Consider the following 16,410-nt stretch of genomic DNA (forward strand, 5'->3'; position numbering starts at 1 on the left):
CGCCGGGCCGTCGGCCCGTGGGTATCGCCGCAGGTCAGGGCGGTTTTCCGGGGCTTCCGGGCGGTTCGGTGAGCCGCGCGGGCGGCCGGTCGGGCGGTTGGTCGGCGCCGCCCGGGGCCGGTAGGAATTCCGTCGGGACGAGGGACGTGCGGACGCACCCGACTCCCGCCCCGGCCGCCGCCGTACACGAACCTTCGACGCGCCGATTATGCACCGATCGGCCGCGGTCGAACCCCTCGGGTGTGCGGCCCCCGGGCCGGGGCTCACCACCGACCAACACGATGGGACCTCTCGTGCACCACACGGTCACCACCACCCTCCTGCCCGCCGCCACCGAACACCCCACCGTCGTCCCGGCCCAGCGCCGGGCCCCCGCGACGGGCGGCGGCCCGATCGACCTGCTGCCGACACCGGCCGGCGCCGCCGACGGGCAGTACGTCCACGTCACCCTGCACCTCGCCGGACGGGCGGTGCTGCGCCGCAAGGGCGCCGAACTGCCGCTCACCGCAGGCGATCTGGTGATCAGCAGCGGCCCGCACCCCGAGCACCTGCTGCGCTCGGGCGACTGCACCGGCCGCACGTACCGGGTGCCGTGCGGGACACTCGGCATCTCCGCCGCCGAGATACGCGCCGCCGGCACCCTGCTCGCCCCCGGCTCCACCGGCCACGGGGCGCTCGCCTCCCGCTTCCTCACCGCACTGGCCGAATGGTCCGACGACCTGGGCGCGCTGGCCCGCATCCGGCTCGCCCGCAGCGCCGCCGACCTGCTCGCACTCGTCGTCGCGGATCTGCTCGACCAGGACCAGCACGACCCGGCCGACGACCCCACCGCGCTGGCCGCCCGTGTCCGGGACCACATCGAGCGGAACCTGACGGACCCCGAACTGTCACCGGAATCCGTCGCGCGGGCCCACGCCATCTCGGTCCGCTACCTGCACAAGCTCTTCCAGCGCCAGGGCACCACCGTCGGGCGCTGGATCCGCCACCGCCGCCTGGAAGCCTGCCGCCGCGAACTCGACCGCCCCCCGCACCGCCGCCTGCCCGTCGCCGTGGTGGCCGGCCGCTGGGGCTTCGCCAGCGCCTCCCACTTCAGCCGCGTCTTCCGCGAGGCCTACGGCCTGACCCCCACCCAGTGGCAGACCCGGGGCCCGATCGGGGGAGCGGACGGCGAGGCAGCGGAGCGGCGGGGGGCCGACGGCTCGCGGTAGGCGGCTCGGGGCTGTCGCTGTTGGCGTGCGCGTGCGCCGGGCGCCGGGGGGAGGAGGGGAGGAGGGTGCGGGGGCGTGGCTTCCGGACGGTGGGGTCCGGTGGGCGCGGGCCGCCGGGCGGTGTTGGCGTGTGCGGACGGGGGCTTCGCCGGGCGTCAGCAGGCTCTTTGCCGCGCGCCGGCAGGCTCGTTCGTCTGCACGTGCGGCCGCCGGCCTTTCCGGGCGGTGCGGCGTTGGGGATGTCGCTTCGCGCTGGTTTGCGGGTGGTGGCAGGTCACGCGCGGCGGGCCGAGCGGCTGTAGGGCGTCGGGTTGCTGTGTTGCGTGCGCTGTTTGCCGGTCGTCCGCGCGGCGCGGCGCGGGCCGACGGGTGGTGTTGCCGTACGCGGATGCGGGCTTCGCCGGGCGTCGGCAGGCTCTTCGCAGGCCTGCGGCCGCCGAGCTCCGGGAGGTGTGGCGTCGGCGGCCGGTCGCGTGCGGTGGGCGTGTGATGGAGCCGGGCTCCGGGCGCTGGGGCCCACGCTCGGCGCTGCCCGCAGCAGGCCCTGGCCGTTCGGTTGGCGGGCCGGTCGGCCGCGCGGCGTCGGGCTTGTGGTGGTGGGAGGGGCGCTTGCCGGTTGCCGGGGCGGTGCGGGTCGCCGGCGGTGTGGCCGTGCGAGGGGCAGGCCGCGGGTACCTGCGTCCGCCGATCTCCCCGGAGGGTGTCGCGTCGGCTGCCGGCCCGAAGCGTTGGGCACGGGTCTTCGCGGGCGGTGAGGTCGCCGGGAGTTTCACTCGTGCGGGTGAGGGACGGTGGGCCGGACGGCCCGTGGCAGGATGTTCGTGACCTGACGGAACGGCAGAACGGCGAGGCCAGCGACATGACGACCGTCCCTGGGAGGGCCGGCCAGTACCGGGAGCCGGGGTTGCTCGGGCGGGAACGGGAGGCGGCCCGGATCGCCGAGCTGGTCGAGGTCGCGGCCGGGGGCGGCCAGGGGGCGTCCGTGCTGGTGCTGACCGGTGAGCCGGGGGCGGGGAAGACCTCGCTGCTGGACCACGCCGCCGACTCGGCCGCCGCAAAGGGCGCGCTGGTGCTGCGGGCCCGGGGCAGTGAGAGCGAGTGCGGGATCGGCCTGGCCGCGCTGCACCAGCTGCTGCGGCCGCTGCTGCCGGGGGCGGGCCGGCTGCCGGAGAGCCAGCGGCGGGCGGTCCGCGGCGCGTTCGGCGTCGGCGCCCGGGCGGGCGAGCCGGTCGACCCGCTGCACCTGCGGGTCGGCGTGTCGACGCTGGTCGGGGACGCCGCCGCCCGGCAGCCGCTGCTGCTGGTGGTCGACGACCTGCAGTGGCTGGACCTCGGCTCACTCGACCTGCTGGCCTTCGTCGCCCGCCGACTGGACGGCGAGGCCGCCGCGCTGCTGGCCGCCGCCCGGGAGGACACCGTCCCGCTGCGCTTCGACCGGGACTTCCCGCAACTGGCCGCCGGACCGCTGGACCGCGCCTCGGCCGGGCTGCTGCTGGACGCCCAGCCGGTCCCGCCGCGCGGTCGGGCCCGGGCCCGGATCCTCCAGGAGGCGGCCGGGAACCCGCTGGCCCTCGTGGAGCTCAGCCGCGCCCTCGCGCACGGCCGCTCCGAGTCCGACGGCAGCCGGGCACTGCCGCTGACCCGGCGGCTGGAGAACCTGTTCGCCGCCGACCTGCCGGACCTGCCGCCGGACACCCGCCGGGCACTGCTGCTCACCGCCGCCACCGACACCGGCGAGCTCTCGGACGTGGTCGGCGCGGCCGGCGGCCTGGACTGCCTGCGCGCGTTGGAGCCCGCCGAACGCGCCGGACTGGTCCGCGTCGAGGAGGGCCTGCTGCGACTGCGGCACCCGCTGGTCAGGTCGGCGATCTACGGCGCGGCCTCGTTCGCGGAACGCCGCGACGCCCACCTGGCGCTGGCCAGCGCGCTCGCCCACGAACCCGACCGGCAGGCCTGGCACCTGGCCGCCGCCGCGACCGGCCCCGACGACGCGGTCGCCGACGCGCTCGCCGCCAGCGCCGAACGCTCCCGCAGCCGGGGCGGCCACGCCGCCGCCGCGGCCGCCCTGGAACGCGCCGCCGACCTGACGCCCGACCCCGAGCAGCGCGCCCGGCGGCTGCTGGCCGCCGCCAGGTCTGCCATGTTCGGCGGCCACCCGCAGTGGGTCGGAGACCTGACCGCCCGCGTCCCCGCGTGCACCGACCGCCCCGCGCTGCGGGCCGACGCGGGCGTGCTGTCCGGCTGGTCGCTGGGCGTGACGCTGCGCCACGACGCCGCGCTGGAGACCCTGCTGCGGGTCGCCGAGCAGCACCTGGACACCCTGCCCGAGGCGGCGTTCGCCGCGCTGGGCGTGGCCTCGACGTCCGCGTTCGCTTCCGGCGACCCGTTCCACCGGGCCGAGCTGCGGCGGCTGGCCGCCCGCGCGGCCGGCCCCGCCGAGCCGTACACCCGGGCCTGGATCGCGGCCGCGACCGACCCGCACACCGGCCGGGCCCGCGCACTGGAGCTGCTCGCCGAAGCCCGTGCGGCGATGGGCGAGAACGACCTGAGCGCGCTGACCGTGCTCGGCGGCACCGCCTGGTGCCTGGACGAGACGGCGCTCGCCCAGGACCTGCTCGGCCGGGCCCTGGACCACCTGCGCCGGGCGGGCACGGCCGGCACCAACGCCACCGTCTCGCAGGCCGTCGCGCTCGCCCAGTACGAGGCCGGGGCGTGGACGGCGGCCCGCAACAGCACCGAGGACACGCTGTGGATGGCCGCCGAGGCCGGTGCCGAGCTGGCCGCCGTCGGGGCCCGGATCCTGCAGGCCACCCTGGACGCCCGGCAGGGCGACCCGGCGGCCCGGGAACGCGCCGAGGCGGCGGTGTCCGGCGTCGACCTGCGCCGCTCGCTGGCCCTCCAGGTGCGCCACCGGGTGGCGCTGGCGACCGCCGCGACCGCGACCGGCGACCACGCCGAGGCCTACCGTCAGCTGCGCGCCGCGTTCACCCGGGACATCCGGCCGCGCCCGCTGCACTACCACGCCTCGCTGTACTACCTGGGCGACCTGGCGGCGGCCGCCGTGCACGCCGACGAGGTCGCCGACGCCCGCGCGGTGCTCGACGCCGTCGGACCCGACCTCGGCGACGACCGTTCGCCCAGGCTGCACGCGATCGCCGAGCGGGCGGCGGCGCTGCTCGCCGACGGCGACGAAGCGGAGCGGCACTTCCGGGCGGCGCTGGCCGACCCCGCCGGGGCCGGCTGGCCGTTCGAGCGGGCGCAGACCCAGCTCGACCACGCGGAGTGGCTGCGGCGCCGGCGGCGGTCGGCGGAGGCCCGGCCGCTGCTCGGCGCGGCGCTGGAGACCTTCCGCCGGCTCGACGCCCGGCCGTGGCGCGACCGGGCGGCCGCCGAACTGCGGGCCGCCGGCGCGGACGTGCCCGCCGCCGGCGCCGCGGCCGCGCCGGCGCCGCTCACGCCGCAGGAGCTGCGGATCGCCGAACTCGCCGCCCGCGGCCTCACCAACCGGGACATCGCCGCCCGGCTCTACCTGTCGCCGAGGACCGTCGGCTACCACCTGCGGAAGGTGTTCGCCAAGCTCGGCATCCGGGCCCGCGCCCAGCTGCGCGACGCGCTCGGCGCGACGGCCTGACCGCCGCCCGCCCGGGGCCCTCCCCCACAGGGGGCCGCCGGGCGGACGCGGTCCGGTGCTTCCGGGCTGCTTACTTTCAGGCGCCTACTTGCAGGCGCCGAGGTCTTCCCAGACGCCCCACTGGCCGGTGGAGCCGGGCTGGGTGCCCTGGGTCCACCACTTGGCGCGCCAGTTGTGGTTGCCGTAGGAGACGGTCTCACCGCCGTTGTAGACCCGCGCCGGGTCCCACGCGGCGGCCGTGCAACTGCCGTTGCCGCCACCCGGGGTGCCGCCGCCGGTGCCGCCGATGTTGACGTCGATGCAGGAGTAGAAGGCGTTGTTGGTGTCGGAGACGTTCCACACCGCCAGGACCTTCTGCCGGCCCGTGAAGCTGCCGAAGTTCACCTGGTGGCTGACGTCCGCCGGGGGCTGCTGGTTGTTGCCGGAGAACTGGCCGATCAGCGTGCCGCCGATGAAGTACTGCCAGTTCGCGGTGGCGTGGCGGGCCGTCAGGTGCCAGTTGAAGGTCTGCGTGGACGTGACGTTGGTGACCTGCCAGGGCTTCGAGTCGTCGTCCAGCTCGGCGTACTCGGAGTGCCCGCCGCTGCAGCTGAACAGCCCCTTCGGGCCCTCGACGCTCTGCGGCTCGTACTTGATCTGCCCGCACACCACCACGCCGTTGGCGCACTGCGCCTGCCGGCTGGCCGGGTCGGTGACCCAGCCGTGGGCGCTGGCGGTGCCGGCCGAGACGGTCAGCCCGATCAGCGGGGCGACCAGCGCGCCGATCGCGGCGGTCACCTTTCTGTTTGCCTTCATTTCCGTGCCTTCCTGATGTGGGGTCAGGGCAGTCCCTCCCGGCGGGCGGTGGGGCGGGCCGGGAGACGGTCATAGGTCTAGACCGGATGCCGAGGGAGACGATAGCGGCGTACCGGCGGCGGTCAAGGGGTTGCGGCGGATTGGCCCGATGCCCTATGGGAGTCGGGCGTCCGGGTGGAGCTGCCAGACCCGGGCCGGGGGCAGGTTCGCCAGCACGGTGCGGCAGGCGGTCCGGCCGCCGCGCAGGTGGGCGGCCAGGGCGCGCTCGGCCGCCGCGTGCCGGTGCAGCTCGGCGCGGGTGGCGAACACCGCCCGGGCGCGGCGGGTGCCCAGGTAGGAGAACCAGGTCAACGTGCCGCCGGGGTGCAGCAGTTCGAGGTAGCGGGCCATGATGCGGTCGACCTGCGCGGGCGTGAAGTTGGTCAGCGGCAGACCGGAGACGATCACGTCGTAGCGGCGGTCGGTGGCCAGCTCCTCCACGTACGCCTGGTGCACCGTCACGCGGCTCTCGCACCGCTGGGCGGCCACCAGCTCGCGCAGCCGGGCGGCGAAACGCGGGTTCGCCTCCACCACGTCCAGCCGTGCGCCGCGTGGCAGTTGGGGCAACAGGACGCGGGTCACGGCGCCGGTGCCCGCGCCCGCCTCCAGGACGTCGATCGGATGCGGGGCGCGGGCCCGCACCGGGGCGGCCAGCGCGTGCGCGAGGGCCCGGCTGCTCGGGGCGACCGCGCCGGTGGTGCGCAGGTCGCGGACGGCTTCGCGGAGGAACGCCCAGCCGTCGGCGCGGGGGCGGGGCGGGGGAGGGGTCGGTGCGGCCGTCCCGGGCTGTTCCGGCTTGTTGGTCTGCTCGGTCTCTTTGGTCTGCTCGGGCTGTGCGGGCTGCTCGGTCATAGCTTCGACGCTAGGAAGCGCGGGAGCCGTGGTGATCCGCCGTCCGGCGACCTCCGCCATCGACCAAAGTCGGTGGTGGGAACGGCCGTTCGTCGCTGGCGGCGGTCGGGCAGGATGGCTTGTATGGACGTCATGGGGTGGTGGCGGAGACCGTTGTGGGCGGACGTGGGGCGGGCGTTGGTCCTGGCGTTCCTGGTGGTGACGGTCTCCGCCAACAGTGCCCAACTCGACGGCGGGCGGCAGCGGTTGGCCGTGACGGTGGCGGCCGGGTGCTGCGCCCTGTTGCTGACTGTCCGTCAACTACGGCTCTTTGTTGCCCCATTGGCGGTGGTCGTCGTCACCGCTTGGTGGGGGTGGCTGACCGATCTGCTGCTGGCCGTGGTGCTGTTCGACCTGGCGGTCGCGCGGCGCACCCGGACGGCGCTGCTGTGCGCGGCGCTCGCGCTGACGGGCAACCTGGCGGGGGTGCGGGCGGCGTCGGTGTGGGTCGGGCAGCGGTGGCTGTCCACCGTGACGGTGCTGCTGTTCGGGCTGGTGCTGGGCCTGTGGCAGGGCAACCGGCGGCGGCTGGTGCAGACCCTCGCCGGGCAGGTCGAACAACTGCGGGTGGAGACCCGGCTGCGCGAGGACGCGGCGCGGGCCGCCGAACGGTCCCGGATCGCCGCCGAGATGCACGACGTGCTCGCCCACCGGCTCAGCCTGATCGCCCTGCACACCGGCGTCCTCGCCACCCGGCGGGACACCCTGCCCGCCCCCGTCGCCGACCGCCTCACGGTGCTCCGCGCCACCTCCGTCGAAGCGCTCACCGACCTGCGCGAGGTGCTCGGCGCCCTCCACGACCCGCACGCCGTACCGGCCGCCGCGCCCGCCGTCCGCGAGGTCGCCGCACTGGTGGAGGACGCCCGCGCCGCCGGACAGCAGGTCGCACTCACCGTCACCGGCCGGGCCCCCGACGCGCCGACCACACACCGCCTGGCCGCCTACCGCATCGTCCAGGAAGCCCTCACCAACGCCCGCAAACACGCGACCGGGGCGCCCGTGGAGGTCCGGATCGACTACCGCCCGCCCGCCACCCGGGTCGAAGTCACCAACGCCCCCGGCACGCCCGGCACCGCCACCGTGGACTCCGGCTACGGCCTGATCGGCCTGCGCGAACGCGTCACCGCCCTCGGCGGCCATCTCGACGCCGGCCCGGCGGGCACGGGCTCCTGGCGCCTGTCGGCCATGCTCCCGCACCCGGCGGCGAAGGGTGGCGGCGCGTGAGCGGGCTTTCGGCGGTGGGGCGGGAAAGCGCTTTCCGGTTGGGTGTGGCGGCGGGATCGGTTGTTGCCGGACCCAATGGGAAAACGCTTTCCCGTTCCTCCGCCCGGCAGGCCACCCGCACAGTGCGGCCAGCCATCGAGCCTGCGCGGAAAGCGTTTACCCGCCCCGCTGACAGAAATTGTTCGCACAACACCACTCGCCGGCACCCTAAACCGGAAAGCGCTTTCCCGCCCACCGTCAGCAGGCCACCACCCCATCGGGTACCGCCCGCCACCAAACCCCCATGGAAAGCGGTTACCCATCTCGCCGACAGCAATTGTTCGCACAGGGCCACAATCCGAACAGTTTCTGTCAGCGGAGCGGGCAAGCGCTTTCCCCGCAGGCCCGGCGAACGCTGTCATCGAATGACCGGTCTCCCGGCGTCAGACCTGGTAAGCGCTTTCCGCCCGAACGCCGCCCCCGCCTGAACCGCCTTCCGACGGCAGAGCCGGTAAGCGCTTTCCGCACGCACTCGCAAAAGGACGGTCCCGCATGATCCGCACCCTGATCGTCGACGACGACGCGCTCGTCCGGCTCGGTCTCACCGATCTGCTCGACGGCGATCCCGGCATCGAGGTGGTCGCGCAGGCGGCCGACGGGGTCGAGGCGGTCGAACGGGCCACCGCGCACCGGATCGACGTCGCGCTGGTCGATGTCCGGATGCCGAGGATGGACGGCATCACCGCCACCGCCCGGCTGCGTGCGCTGCCGGACCCGCCGAAGGTGATCACGCTGACCACCTTCGACCTGGACCGGTACGTCTACGACGCGCTCGCGGCCGGTGCGGACGGGTTCCTGCTCAAGGACACCGACCCCGCCGAGATCCTGCGCGCCGTCCACCTGGTCGCGGCCGGTTCCGCGATGCTGCACCCGGCCGCCGCCCGCCGGGTCATCGACCGCTACCACGCCGCGGGCCGCGCCAGCGCCACCACGGCCCGCGCCCGCGTCGACCGTCTCACCCCGCGCGAACGCGAGGTGCTGGCGCTGCTCGCGGAGGGCCGCGCCAACGCCGACATCGCCGCGTGCCTGGCGATGCGGGAGAGCACCGTGAAGGCGCACGTCAGCCGCATCCTCACGGCGCTCGCCGTCACCAACCGCGTCCAGGCCGCTCTGCTGGCCCGGGACGCGGGGCTGGGCTGAAACGGGGCCTACGGGCGGTCCGCGCCGCCGTTGTCGTCGTAGGTGCTGGTGCCCTCGTCGAGCAGCGGGCCGTTGGCGGGGCTGGGGTGCTTGAGGTGCGCCGGGGCCATCGCGCGCAGGGCGTGGTAGCCGGTCAGGACGATCAGGGTGCCGAGGGCGATGCCGCCGAGCTCGAAGTTGTCGGTGATCTTCAGGTTGACGTTGCCGATGCCGACGATGACGCCCGCCGCGACCGGGACCAGGTTGAGCGGGTTGGTCAGATCGACCTTGTTGTGGATCCAGATCTGCGCGCCGAGCAGGCCGATCATGCCGTACAGCACCACCGTGATGCCGCCGAGCACACCGCCGGGGATCGCCGCGATGACCGCGCCGAACTTCGGGCACAGGCCGAACAGGATCGCGAAGCCGGCCGCGCACCAGTACGCCGCCGTCGAGTAGACGCGGGTGGCCGCCATGACGCCGATGTTCTCCGCGTACGTGGTGGTGGCCGGGCCGCCGACCGCGGTGGACAGCACCGTCGCCGCGCCGTCCGCCATGATCGCGGTGCCCATCTTGTCGTCCAGCCTGTCGCCGGTCATCTCGGAGACCGCCTTCACGTGGCCGGCGTTCTCGGCGATCAGCGCGACCACCACAGGCAGCGCCACCAGGATCGCGGAGGCCGAGAAGCTCGGGGCGTGCAGCGACGGCAGGCCGATCCAGTCCGCCTTGCCGACGCCCGAGAAGTCCAGCCGCCAGTGGTCGACGGCCTCGCCGCCGCCCATCGGGGAGTGGATCTTGCCGAAGATCCGGTCGAACAGGAACGACACCAGATAGCCGAACACCAGGCCCAGGAAGATCGCGATCCGCGACCAGAACCCGCGCAGCACCACCAGGGCGAGCCCCGTGAAGAACATCGTCAGCAGCGCCACCCACTGGTCCTGCGGCCAGTACGTCCCGGCCGCGACCGGCGCCAGGTTGAAGCCGATCAGCATGACGACCGCACCGGTCACCACCGGCGGCAGCACCGCGTGGATCACCTTCGCGCCGAAGCCCTGCACCACCGCGCCGCACGCCGCCAGCACCGCGCCGACCACCAGCAGCGAACCGGTCAGCGTCGCCGCGTCCCCGCCCTGCGCCTTGATCACGGCGGCCACGCCCACGAACGACAGGCTGGAGCCCAGGTACGACGGAATCCGGCCGCTCGTCACCAACAGGAAGAAGATCGTCGCTACGCCGGACACCATCACGGCGAGGTTCGGGTCCAGGCCCATGAGTACGGGCGCGACGAACGTGGCCCCGAACATCGCGACCACGTGCTGCGCGCCGAGCCCGATCGTGCGGCCCCACGACAGCCGCTCGTCCGGCTTCACCACCGCTCCGGGCTGCGGGGCGCGACCGTCCCCGTGCAGCTTCCACCCGAACGCGACTCTCATGTCCCTGCCTCGTCTCTGTGCTCTGCCGTGCGAAACCCCGATGGGCGACCATGCAACCGGTCGCGACATGATCTCCTACCGCTCCCACCACCCTGACCTCGGGGGATCACCCACCCGGCGGTATCGCAGAACCCACCCTCTCCGGTCACCCACCGTCGCCGACGGCGGCAGCGAAGCGGGGGCCGCCGTCGACGGCGAATACGACCGTATCGACCGCACCGCGCGTACACGCTGCCGATCAGCACGGCTTTCCACGTGACGAAGGCACCTCGACCGACGCTCCGAATCGAAGCCCGGAAGGGACGTCCTGCTCGTCGGCGGGTAGGTGGGAACCGGCCCAGGCTCGCGCGTTCGGTCCTCCACGGCTGGGCATCTGCCAGTGGGGCCCGGCCCCAGCCAAGAGGTCATCTCATCTGGGGATTCTCGTCCGACCACCCCTGAGCGACAACCTCGTCGACGGCCGGCCCGAGGGCTTCCGGGCCCGCCTCGGCATCCCCGCCGGGCCGCCGGTGCTGCTCGTCTCCTGCGGCAGCGGCTCCCGGCGCGTCAGCGAGGCCGTGCGCCGCCAACTCGGCGGCCCGACCCGGCACTTCTCCGTCGTCCACGTCTGCGGTCGCGGCAACCTCGACCCGGACCTGGTCTCCGTGGCCGGCTACTGGCAGCAGGAGTACCTGCGCGGCGACATGGTCGATGCCCTCTCGTTCGCCGACCTCGTCATCGGCCGGTGCCGGGGCGACCACGTTGGCCGAGCTGTATGCGCTCGCCGAGCCCGCTGTCCTCGTCCCGCTGATGGCCTCCGTCAGTCGCGGCGACCAACTCGACAACACGCAGGCGTACGCGTGGCACGCCACCTGCCTCGTCGTGGCCGATGAGGAGATGACCGCCGGGCCGCGCCGTCCGCCGCGCCGCCCGGGGACATCGCCGCCCGGACGATGGCCCTCGCCCGTCCGCGCGGCCAGCACGCCCGCTGAACTGCCGCAGGCTCAGGCCAGGCCCTCCGGGAGGGCGACGACCCGTGGCCTGGTGGCTTCGCCGGGCCACCAGCCGGTCCGGCAGACCGGAACTCACAGGAGGTGCACGTGGAGCACAGACTGATCGACGACAGCTTGTGCTTGTGGGAGATCCGCGCCTTCGCCGCCCGCCGCCGCGACGAGAAGGGCACCGCCGACACGGCCGACCGGCACGACCGAAAGGCCGCCGCGATCACCGCCCGACTCGCCGCCGACTGCGGACTGAGCGGGGCGATCCCCGGCGGGACCGCCGTCACCGCCACGGCTCCGAGCGCCGAACGCACCTGGTGCACCGCCATGTTGTGGAACCCCGCTACCGTCAGCCCCGTCCCGCGCATCTTCCGCCCGCTCGGCGCGCGGGAGTTCCACCACGGCGTCACGACCTTCGCCTTCGACGTCGGCGCCGCCGAACAGCTACCCGTCGCCTCCTACCACGGAAGCCCGTTCCGCCCTGACCGGCGCGCGAACGGGGCGATCCGCCTCAAGGGCCTGCAGCGGCGCAGCGGCGGCGCTCGCCCCGCCGCGATCCTCGGGTACTTCAACCCCCTCTCCGCCGCCCAAGTCCTGGGCCCCGACGGGCGGATGGGCTCCCACGACGCCGAGCCGTACACCGACCAGGCGCACGACGACCTGGAGTACCAGTGCGTCGCGGAGACGGTCGGCACCGGCAACGTCGCCGACCGCAGGCAGAGTCCCGTGCTGCTGCGCGACGGCTTCGCGGTGGACGCCGCCGCACACCTTGGCGCCCCGTGGCAGCCGTCGTCGGGCCACTGGCCGACGGCACGGGCGATCCCCACCTGCGGGCGTTCGCCACATCGACCTGATCCTCCTCGCCCGGGCCGCCGCGCCCGCCCACCGCCTACCAGGTCCTCACCACGACGGCCAGCACGCCGACGTCCGAGCACCGGCCGGTCTACGCCGACATCCGGCCGGCCCTCATCCGCCCCACCGGCACGGGTGCGTGACCCGTGCGGCAGTTCATGAACGGAAAAGCGGTGGGGCGAGGCGGGCAGTTCCGACGAAGACCGGTGCGCCCACCCGTGCGGTGGCCGCTGCAGGACCACCCCCAGGTCTTCGACTACTTCGGCCGCCTGCGGGGGATCACCTTCCGGTGCGCGGACCTTGCTACCACGATCCTCGACGCCGACCTCCACATGACCATCCAGCAGATCCTGCCCCGTACCGACGACGGGACGCTCGTCGACACCGCGATGCTCACCGTCGCCGCAGGCCGTCCCAGCAGCAATTCGCCGACCTGCCGGCGTTCGAGATCCAGATCGAGCCCGCCCGGGCGTCCCGCGCAGCCGGAATCGTGGAGATCCGGCCCGAGCCTGGGCCCGACGCCCTGGACTGCCGCGTGCGCGCCAGCCTTCAACTGCCCGTGGCTGCCGAGCACTTCTGGTCCGACATGTCCTGGGGCTACGGCGTCCAGGACACCGCCAGCCCCCACCTCGCGGCCCGCTCCGACCAGCTCGCCTCCGACCTCGGCAAGGCCATCCGGCCCGGTATCCGCACCCGCGCCACCGTCTCCAACGTGCGGCTGGCGTGGGAACGCCGGCACCCCGAGGACGCCCGCTGCACCTTCGACCCCGTCCGCCAACTTCACCTCGGCCGGGCCTGACACCGCCGAACCCGCACCCCGACCCGCCCGCGAAGGAGAGCACGTTGCAACCGTTCACCCCCCAATTCCAGGGCACCGACTGGCCCGCCGAAGGCGCGCGCGTCCTGCACGTCTACCTGGTGCCCGACCTGAACCTGAACCCCGAACTGGCCCAGCTCGTCGCCCAGTGCCACCGGGCGATGGCCGACCACCCGATCACCCTGATGACCACCTACCTCCACAGCACCGTCGAGATGATCGCCGACACCACCAGCGACGCGATCACGCCCGCCGAACGCCAGGCCCTCATTGACGCCCTCCACCGCCACCTCGCCGGTACCGCCCCCATCCGGGCCACAGCCGGCAGCCCCGCGACCAACTCCGCCGGCAGCTACCTCGACCTGCACCCCGACCACCCCTTCGACGACCTCCGCCGACGCGTCCGCGCCGCCATCACCGAGACCCGCGGACCCGAGGCACTCCGGCACCGCGGCGGCCGACCCCACATCACCCTCGGCTACGCCCACGACACCGCCGACTCCGACACCCTCCAGAACACGCTGCGCCGGATCTCGCCCAGCCACGTCCCCGTCGCGTTCACCGAGGTCCGCCTGGTCGACGCCCTGTGGCACCGGAGGCCGCGCCCCGACGGACGCACCGCCTGGGAGCTGACCTGGGAGGACATCGCGGCCATCCCCCTCACCGCCGCCGACGCGTAGCCGCCCCGGCCACAGTCGGACAACCCCCGGCACCCGATTCCCCGTCGGGCGTCCGATTCCATCGAGCACCCGTCCGGTCGAACCACCTGGCCGACCACACCCACCTGGAGGAGAACATGTCCAGTCCCACCGCGCCCGGCACCGCCTGGCCCGCGCTGCTCAAGCAGGGCACCGGCCCCACCCAGGCCGCCTTCCGCACGCTCGTCGAGCAGACCCGCCACTACCGGGGCTACAGCCCCGACCTGATCTGGGGCAATCTGCAGACCCGCGACTACGCCACCGAGATCCTGCGCCTGGTCGTCGAACTCCACGAGACCCCGCGCGACATCGTAGGACCCGTCCGCCACGGCCTGCTCGATCGGGGTCGGCGGCTGACCCCCGCCTGCGCGGGGAGGACGCGAGCCACGTCGCGACCTTGCCCGACCATGCCGGCTGACCCCCGCCTGCGCGGGGAGGACATCCCGCACTGGGCGATCCGCGCAGCGGCCTGCGGCTGACCCCCGCCTGCGCGGGGAAGACCTGCCGGTGTCGGCTGCGGGGCCCTTCGCTGAGGGCTGACCCCCGCCTGCGCGGGGAAGACTTCATGTTGCCCGAGTTCACCGTGTAGCTCTGCGGCTGACCCCCGCCTGCGCGGGGAAGACCGGCTCGACCTCGAGGTCGTCCCCGTCTCCAGCGGCTGACCCCCGCCTGCGCGGGGAAGACGTACGAGACGAACCAGGACACAGCATGCCCGACGGCTGACCCCCGCCTGCGCGGGGAAGACTCCCGTTGCCCGAGCTGGGGCTGCTCCACCAACGGGCTGACCCCCGCCTGCGCGGGGAAGACAGGGGCGGGTGAGCTGGCCGAGACCGTGTACGGGGCTGACCCCCGCCTGCGCGGGGAAGACCAGCATTTCACCACCCTGGCCGCCCGATGCCGCGGCTGACCCCCGCCTGCGCGGGGAAGACCAGCCCTCCCAGATCCAGGAGAGAACCGCGTTCGGCTGACCCCCGCCAGCGCGGGGAAGACCAGCCCGCCGGCCTTCTGGCGGTGCGCGACTACGGCTGACCCCCGCCAGCGCGGGGAAGACCACAAAAAAGCGATCTCCGCAGGTCAGCACTGCGGCTGACCCCCGCCAGCGCGGGGAAGACGACTGCACAACAAGCCGCCCCGCCCCGCTCGGCGGCTGACCCCCGCCAGCGCGGGGAAGACCGGCAGCGGGATCGTGCCGCTGAGGCTGCCCGTGGCTGACCCCCGCCAGCGCGGGGAAGACCCTTCGCGACCTGCGGCGTTATGGCGGGTTTGCACTTTCTTTGCCATGTCTGGCTGATGAGGGAGGTTCAGATGTCAAAGGGCGGCGTGCGGGTGCATCGTGACACGGAGGTACGACGATGCCCCGGTGTCGAGCGCAAGGCCTGCCCCGGCTGAGCCGCGGGGACGACCGGGTGCCGCAGCGGCGCTGAGGGCCGCCGTCGGCCGCCCCCGCTCGTGCGGGGAGGACAGCGACGCCCGGTGCGCCGCCACCGAGCTCGCTGGCTGACCCCAGTGCGCGGGGACGACTGTCGGGAGCGGGTTCGCTGGCAGGCCGACCACCGCTCGCGCGGGGACGGCTCCGTCTTGGCCGCGCCGGTGGTGCTGGATAGCGGCTGGCCACTGCGTGCGCGGGGACGACGTGGGCTGGGACCGCGACCGAGTCCACAAGGCATTGCATTGGTTGACAGGCCGTCGGTTCGGGCGGCGGCAGGGAAGCTTCACAGGACCCTTGGTTGGGCGCCCCCCTGGAAGGACGCCACCAGCGTCGGAGCGTCCAACTTGGCGCTGTCGTGGCGCGAATCTCAACGGCGAGCCGGTGCCTGAGGGCGCTACCGTACTTGCACTCGATGTCGCCTCGGCTGGGTCGAACAGCCATGCACCCGGCAACGGTATCGACGGCTCGGCCTCGCCGCTGCATGCCCGCCCAACTGCGCGACGAGAACCCGGTGCTGTCCTGGCGCACGCTCGGCGGTTCCATGGCCCAGGGGTTCTGGGAATCGGTGGGTGGAGGACTGGCCGGCAGCGACGCACAGCGCAGATTGTGCCGCCGTGTGACGTCCGGATGAGTTGACTCGTCCCTGCGCGGTGACCATAAGCCGGGCCTTCTCCTCGCCGTTCAGGTACTGCTGTGCGCACCTGCCGGCGTGAACAGATGGGCACCGGTGTGTACGTGTTCACTCAAGAGGGTGGCGGAATTATGAAGTTGGATGACCTCCGCTTGCGCGGAGAGAACGCAGCTTGAACCGCTCCTGCTGCGCACAGAACGGGCAGACCCACGCGTCAGCGAAGATGATGGCAGGCTATCGCAGTCACAAGGTTCTATGCGCCATAGGTGCGGTAAAGCCCATTGTTTGCCAAAGGACAACAAAGGGGCCGTCTGCGCGAGAGGGACGGTTCCGGGCGTATGGTCAGGAGCGACTGATAGCCGGGCCGCGCAGCCCTCGGTGAAACAACCTGCCCAGGGCATCGCGAAAAGCCCGAGGGGTGCCGTTTTTGTCGAATCTGAAGGGGCACCCCTCGGGGAGCTCACTGAAGGTGATGGACCACCGTCTCAGTGATGCGAATCAGGTAGTACGTGGCGGCCACCACCGGGTACCCGGTGGTGGCCGTCCTTCGGACCACCTCCCACAGGTGCACGAACCAGTCGGTCATGGCACCCTCCTCTCCTCTGTCGCTGCCTCTTCTGTCCG

At 73.7% G+C, this 16,410-nt stretch carries 12 protein-coding genes and 1 CRISPR repeat array; of the genes, 8 read left to right on the top strand and 4 right to left on the bottom strand.

What is annotated here, in order from left to right:
* Positions 1 to 281: 281 nt before the first annotated feature.
* Together ACWEMJ_RS03625 and ACWEMJ_RS03630 are read left to right on the top strand one after the other, a co-directional pair.
* The gene (locus tag ACWEMJ_RS03625) at positions 282 to 1,208 is read left to right on the top strand and encodes a helix-turn-helix domain-containing protein (RefSeq protein WP_452135285.1); all 927 of its coding nucleotides are present in this window, start codon (positions 282 to 284) and stop codon (positions 1,206 to 1,208) included.
* Positions 1,209 to 2,067: 859 nt separating this feature from the next.
* The gene (locus ACWEMJ_RS03630; RefSeq protein WP_452135286.1) at positions 2,068 to 4,839 is read left to right on the top strand and encodes an AAA family ATPase; all 2,772 of its coding nucleotides are present in this window, start codon (positions 2,068 to 2,070) and stop codon (positions 4,837 to 4,839) included.
* Between the two features lie 84 nt (positions 4,840 to 4,923).
* Here the strand turns inward: ACWEMJ_RS03630 and ACWEMJ_RS03635 are convergent, their stop codons facing one another.
* Together ACWEMJ_RS03635 and ACWEMJ_RS03640 are read right to left on the bottom strand one after the other, a co-directional pair.
* The gene (locus ACWEMJ_RS03635) at positions 4,924 to 5,634 is read right to left on the bottom strand and encodes a lytic polysaccharide monooxygenase (protein WP_452135287.1); all 711 of its coding nucleotides are present in this window, start codon (positions 5,632 to 5,634) and stop codon (positions 4,924 to 4,926) included.
* A gap of 153 nt (positions 5,635 to 5,787) precedes the next feature.
* Complete coding sequence (locus ACWEMJ_RS03640; protein WP_452135288.1) at positions 5,788 to 6,525, bottom strand: class I SAM-dependent methyltransferase; 738 nt, start codon at positions 6,523 to 6,525, stop codon at positions 5,788 to 5,790.
* A gap of 132 nt (positions 6,526 to 6,657) precedes the next feature.
* Between ACWEMJ_RS03640 and ACWEMJ_RS03645 the strand changes: the two genes are divergently transcribed.
* Together ACWEMJ_RS03645 and ACWEMJ_RS03650 are read left to right on the top strand one after the other, a co-directional pair.
* Positions 6,658 to 7,788: a sensor histidine kinase gene (locus ACWEMJ_RS03645; protein WP_452135318.1), complete on the top strand. Its 1,131-nt coding sequence runs from the start codon at positions 6,658 to 6,660 to the stop codon at positions 7,786 to 7,788.
* A gap of 531 nt (positions 7,789 to 8,319) precedes the next feature.
* Positions 8,320 to 8,967, top strand: coding sequence for a response regulator (locus ACWEMJ_RS03650; RefSeq protein WP_452135289.1), 648 nt, complete (start codon positions 8,320 to 8,322; stop codon positions 8,965 to 8,967).
* 8 nt (positions 8,968 to 8,975) lie between these two features.
* On the opposite strand, the gene ACWEMJ_RS03655 is transcribed toward ACWEMJ_RS03650, so the two are convergent.
* Entirely contained in the window at positions 8,976 to 10,379 is a 1,404-nt protein-coding gene (locus ACWEMJ_RS03655; RefSeq protein ID WP_452135290.1) for a uracil-xanthine permease family protein, read from the bottom strand.
* Positions 10,380 to 11,069: 690 nt separating this feature from the next.
* Between ACWEMJ_RS03655 and ACWEMJ_RS03660 the strand changes: the two genes are divergently transcribed.
* The 4 genes from ACWEMJ_RS03660 (at position 11,070) to ACWEMJ_RS03675 (ending at position 13,708) form a co-directional block, all read left to right on the top strand.
* Complete coding sequence (locus ACWEMJ_RS03660) at positions 11,070 to 11,474, top strand: glycosyltransferase (protein WP_452135291.1); 405 nt, start codon at positions 11,070 to 11,072, stop codon at positions 11,472 to 11,474.
* A complete protein-coding gene (locus ACWEMJ_RS03665; protein WP_452135292.1) occupies positions 11,459 to 12,373 on the top strand; it encodes a hypothetical protein in 915 nt (304 codons plus the stop codon). Before ACWEMJ_RS03660 ends, ACWEMJ_RS03665 begins: the two co-directional genes overlap by 16 nt.
* 373 nt (positions 12,374 to 12,746) lie before the next feature.
* The gene (locus ACWEMJ_RS03670) at positions 12,747 to 13,010 is read left to right on the top strand and encodes a hypothetical protein (protein ID WP_452135293.1); all 264 of its coding nucleotides are present in this window, start codon (positions 12,747 to 12,749) and stop codon (positions 13,008 to 13,010) included.
* A 44-nt stretch (positions 13,011 to 13,054) separates the two neighbouring features.
* The gene (locus tag ACWEMJ_RS03675; protein ID WP_452135294.1) at positions 13,055 to 13,708 is read left to right on the top strand and encodes a 2'-5' RNA ligase family protein; all 654 of its coding nucleotides are present in this window, start codon (positions 13,055 to 13,057) and stop codon (positions 13,706 to 13,708) included.
* A 369-nt stretch (positions 13,709 to 14,077) separates the two neighbouring features.
* Positions 14,078 to 14,960: direct repeats of the CRISPR family, unit length 28 nt; unit sequence GGCTGACCCCCGCCTGCGCGGGGAAGAC.
* Between the two features lie 1,286 nt (positions 14,961 to 16,246).
* Here the strand turns inward: ACWEMJ_RS03675 and ACWEMJ_RS03680 are convergent.
* Positions 16,247 to 16,372 (bottom strand): hypothetical protein, encoded by a 126-nt coding sequence (locus tag ACWEMJ_RS03680; protein WP_452135295.1) that lies wholly within the window; start codon positions 16,370 to 16,372, stop codon positions 16,247 to 16,249.
* Positions 16,373 to 16,410 lie beyond the last annotated feature (38 nt).

The organism is Kitasatospora sp. NPDC004531 (assembly GCF_053602195.1).

Excerpts from the sequence above, each read along its gene's own strand:
- ACWEMJ_RS03640 (WP_452135288.1), bottom strand. The coding sequence starts at position 6,525 with ATGACCGAGCAGCCCGCACAGCCCGAGCAGACCAAAGAGACCGAGCAG.
- ACWEMJ_RS03635 (WP_452135287.1), bottom strand. The coding sequence starts at position 5,634 with ATGAAGGCAAACAGAAAGGTGACCGCCGCGATCGGCGCGCTGGTCGCC.
- ACWEMJ_RS03680 (WP_452135295.1), bottom strand. The coding sequence starts at position 16,372 with ATGACCGACTGGTTCGTGCACCTGTGGGAGGTGGTCCGAAGGACGGCC.
- ACWEMJ_RS03660 (WP_452135291.1), top strand. The coding sequence starts at position 11,070 with ATGCCCTCTCGTTCGCCGACCTCGTCATCGGCCGGTGCCGGGGCGACC.
- ACWEMJ_RS03630 (WP_452135286.1), top strand. The coding sequence starts at position 2,068 with ATGACGACCGTCCCTGGGAGGGCCGGCCAGTACCGGGAGCCGGGGTTG.
- ACWEMJ_RS03625 (WP_452135285.1), top strand. The coding sequence starts at position 282 with ATGGGACCTCTCGTGCACCACACGGTCACCACCACCCTCCTGCCCGCC.
- ACWEMJ_RS03655 (WP_452135290.1), bottom strand. The coding sequence starts at position 10,379 with ATGAGAGTCGCGTTCGGGTGGAAGCTGCACGGGGACGGTCGCGCCCCG.
- ACWEMJ_RS03650 (WP_452135289.1), top strand. The coding sequence starts at position 8,320 with ATGATCCGCACCCTGATCGTCGACGACGACGCGCTCGTCCGGCTCGGT.
- ACWEMJ_RS03645 (WP_452135318.1), top strand. The coding sequence starts at position 6,658 with ATGGGGTGGTGGCGGAGACCGTTGTGGGCGGACGTGGGGCGGGCGTTG.